Genomic DNA, 3,541 nt, shown 5'->3' with positions numbered 1-3,541 from the left:
GGCACGCACGGAAAATCGGTCATGGCCGGGCGGTGCTGGCGGGCGACGACGGGGCGCTGGTCGTCCGCATCGAGGGGGCGGGCATGTTCGCCACCGGCAGCGACGCCATCCGCGCCCGCTACCGCGCCGTGGTGGACCGCGTCGGGCAGGCGCTGGGTCCCGAGGCGGGGCGTGTGGTGGTGGTCGCCCACACCGACGACCAGACGCCGCGCGGCGGCCCGCTGCCCACGCCGGAGGCGCTGACCGAGGCGCGGGCGGTGGCCGTGCTGAAGATCCTGGAACGCACGCTGGGGACCGACCGCCTGACCGCCGAAGGGCGGGGCGAGCGCGAACCGCTGGCCCCCAACACCACGCCGGCCAACCGGGGCGCCAACCGGCGCGTCGATGTCCGGCTCTACCCCGAATAGGCCGCGGCCCATGCGCGAACCGTCCCCGCAAGTCCGCCCGGACTCCCGCAGCAAGTCCCGCCGTGCCGCCCCGGCGATGGCGCCGCGCCTGCGCTGGTGGACCACCCTGGCGGTCGCCCTGTCGGTGGGGCTGCTGGGCTGGGCGGTGATGCCGCTGCTCGGGGTGGGCGGGGCTGCCCGCCTGCTGCCGGCGCTGCTTCTCCTCGGCCTGTGGTACGCGCTGAACCGGCGCGAGGACGCCCGGCAGAGCGCGGCCAACGCCCGCTTCGTGGAGGCGCTGGCGGCGTCCCGCGATCCCGAGCTGAAGGCGTCGCTGGACGAGCTGGGCACGGTGCGCGAACGGCTGGACGCCGTGATCGACCGGCTGAAGACGCAGCGCTTCGGCGCGCGCTGGGGCGGCCAGTATCTCTACCAGCTTCCCTGGTATCTGGTGATCGGCGCCCCCGGTTCGGGCAAGACCACGGCGCTGGCCAACGCCCGTCTGGGCGCGGCGCTGGGCGCCGGGCTGGACGGCATGCCGGTGCAGAATCTGGGCGGCACCCGCAATTGCGACTGGTGGTTCACCGACGAGGCGGTGCTGATCGACACGGCGGGCCGCTACACCACCCAGGACAGCCGCCGCGCGGTGGACGGGCGCGTCTGGTCCGGCCTGCTCGACCTGCTGAAGGAGCACCGCCCGCGCCAGCCGGTGAACGGCGTCCTGCTGACCATCAGCCTGACCGACCTCGCCGTCTGGAGCGACGAGGAGCGGCACAACCACGCCATCACCATCCGCCAGCGGCTGGGCGAGCTGCGCGCCCATCTGGGCATCCGGGTGCCGGTCTATCTGCTGTGCACCAAGGCCGACCTCGTGGACGGTTTCACCACCTATTTCGACCCGCTGGACCGGGCGGAGCGCGCCCAGATCTGGGGCATCACCTTCCCGGTGGAGGACGTCCCGCCCGGTCCGCTCGCCAGCTTCCACGCGCAGTTCGAGGCGCTGCTGCGCCGGCTGGAGGAGCGGCTTCCCGAACGGCTGCACCAGGAACCGGACATCCAGCGGCGCAGCGACGCCTTCGCCTTCCCCCTGCGCATGGCGGAGTTCGAGGCGGCGCTGGCCGACCTCGTGGACACCGCCTTCACCGCGGAGGCGGAGGAGGCGGTGCCGCTGCTGCGCGGCATTTATCTCAGCAGCGCGACCCAGCCCGGCGCCTCCGCGGAATCGCCGGCCCAGACCTTCTTCCTGGAGCGGCTGCTGCCCGAGGTGGTCTTCCCCGAGGCGAACATGGTCGGGGTGGACCGCGCTCTGGAGCGGGCACGGCGGCGGCGGCACGTCTGGGTGCTGGGCGGGGCGGCGGCGGCGGGACTTCTGCTCGGGCTGGCCGGGCTGAGCAGCCACCGCGCCAACGACGCGCTTCTGGCGCGGGCGGAAGCGGCGGTCGCGGAGGCGGAGGAGCGGCTGCACGCGCTCGACACCCCGCCGCGGTCCCTGACGCGGGTGGACGATTCCGACTTCCTGGCGGTCCTGCCGGCGCTCGACGCGCTGCGCGCCCTGCCCGGCGGCTGGGCGGAGCGCGGCGAGCGGCGGGCATCCCTGCTCGGTTTCGGCCTGTCGCAGGGGGAGCGCATCGGCCTTCCCGCGGAGGACGTCTACCGGCGGGCGCTGCGCAGCGTGTTCCTGTCGCGCATCGTGCTGCGGCTGGAGGAGCAGCTCCGCACCGGCTGGGCGCGGCCCGACCTGCTGCGGCAGACCCTGCGCGCCTACGCCATGATCGGCGGGCGGGAGCCGCTCGACCCCGCGGTCCTCGCCGAATGGCTGGCCGCCGATTGGCAGCGCACCTTGCCCGGCCCCACCCATGAGGCGCAGCGCCGGGCGCTGGGCGACCATCTGGCGGCGCTGGTGGAGGCCGGCTTCGCCCCGGTGCCGCCGGACGAGGCGCTGGTGTCGCGCGTCCTCGACGTGCTGGGCCAGCCGGCTGCGCCGGCCCCCCATTCCCCCGGCAACGGCGGGGCCGGCTGATGAGCCCCGGTTTCGCGGTGGGCTTCCATGGCAAGGTGCCGGCGCGCGGCGATTTTGTGGGCTACGGCCTGCCGCGCGGCGTGCTGCTTCCCTGGGACGCCTGGCTGACGGAAGTCCTGGAGGCGGCGGTGCGCCAGCTCGGCACGCCGTGGGAGCGGCTGTTCCAGTCGGCCCCGGTCTGGCGTTTCGCCCTGTCGCCGGGCCTGTGCGGGGAACCGCCGCTGGCCGGCATCATGATGCCCAGCGCCGACCGGGTGGGGCGGCAGTATCCCTTCACCATCGTCGGCACGCTGCCCTACGGCACCGATCTGGCGGTGGTGCCCGTGGCCTGCCTGCATTGGTTCACCCGCGCCGAATCCATCGCCGCCGACGCCTGCCGCGCCGGGGCGGACGTGGACGCCCTGCCCGCCCGCATGGCGATCCTGGGCCGTCCGGAGCCGAACGGCGCCGATCCCACCGTCGCCACCGTGGTGGAGGAGCGCGTCGGCCCCCTGCCGCCCCGCGCCAGCCTGTGGTGGAGCCGCGGCGGCGGGCGGGTTCCGCCCTCGGTGCTGACCTGCTGCGGCCTGCCCCGCTCCACCCGCGCCGCGGCCTTCATCGACGGCGCCTGGGAGCGGCGGGGCTGGGACGACCTGGACGGGTAGGGGGTGATTTTTGGGGAGTTTGGGCGCTGGACCCCCCTCCCAAAAATCACCCTCCCAAATTCACGATCTCCACCCGCCGGTTCTCCGCCGCCTTCGGCGTCTCCGGCAGCAGCGGTTCCCTTGCCCCCTTCCCGGCGGTGTCCAGCCGGTCGCGGCGCACGCCGTGCCGCTGCGCCAGATAGTCCGCCACGGCGTCGGCCCGGCGCTGCGAGAGCTTCAGATTGGCCGCGTCGCGGCCCGCCGCGTCGGTGTGGCCGATGATGCGGAAGCGGGCGTTCACCGCCTCCGGCGCCGTCATCACCGCGCCGATGCGGTCGAGCACCGCCTGCGATTCCGGACGGATGCGCGCGGAATTGAAGTCGAAGCCGATCCGGAAGACCGCGCGCAGCCCGGCCTTCAGCGCCGCGACGGGCGGTTCCGGCGGCGGCTCCGGCAGGGCGGGCATGGCCACATGGGCTGGCGGCTCGGCCGGCGGCCCGGCCAGCGGTTCG

Annotated in this window: 4 protein-coding genes; 3 read left to right on the top strand and 1 reads right to left on the bottom strand. The window is 74.8% G+C overall.

The annotated features are described in order from the left end of the window. From QSG27_RS28155 to tagF, 3 genes are all read left to right on the top strand, one after another. Positions 1-407: OmpA family protein (locus QSG27_RS28155; RefSeq protein WP_306712070.1), on the top strand; the 407-nt coding region annotated here is incomplete at its 5' end. 10 nt (positions 408-417) lie between these two features. Beyond that, complete coding sequence (gene tssM, locus QSG27_RS28150; protein WP_306712069.1) at positions 418-2,406, top strand: type VI secretion system membrane subunit TssM; 1,989 nt, start codon at positions 418-420, stop codon at positions 2,404-2,406. Then, a complete protein-coding gene (gene tagF / locus QSG27_RS28145; protein WP_306712066.1) occupies positions 2,406-3,050 on the top strand; it encodes a type VI secretion system-associated protein TagF in 645 nt (214 codons plus the stop codon). Before tssM ends, tagF begins: the two co-directional genes overlap by 1 nt. Before the next feature lie 46 nt (positions 3,051-3,096). Here tagF and QSG27_RS28140 read toward each other — a convergent pair. After that, a partial coding sequence (locus QSG27_RS28140) for an OmpA family protein (RefSeq protein ID WP_306712064.1) occupies positions 3,097-3,541 on the bottom strand: 445 nt, incomplete at its 5' end.

The organism is Azospirillum isscasi (assembly GCF_030849505.1).
Lineage (GTDB): Bacteria > Pseudomonadota > Alphaproteobacteria > Azospirillales > Azospirillaceae > Azospirillum > Azospirillum isscasi.
Note: the sequence above shows the minus strand (reverse complement) of the source record. Positions and strands in the feature narration are given on the sequence as shown.

Bases quoted from the DNA above. Each gene is read 5' to 3' on its own strand.
- tagF (WP_306712066.1), top strand. From the start codon at position 2,406: ATGAGCCCCGGTTTCGCGGTGGGCTTCCATGGCAAGGTGCCGGCGCGC.
- tssM (WP_306712069.1), top strand. From the start codon at position 418: ATGCGCGAACCGTCCCCGCAAGTCCGCCCGGACTCCCGCAGCAAGTCC.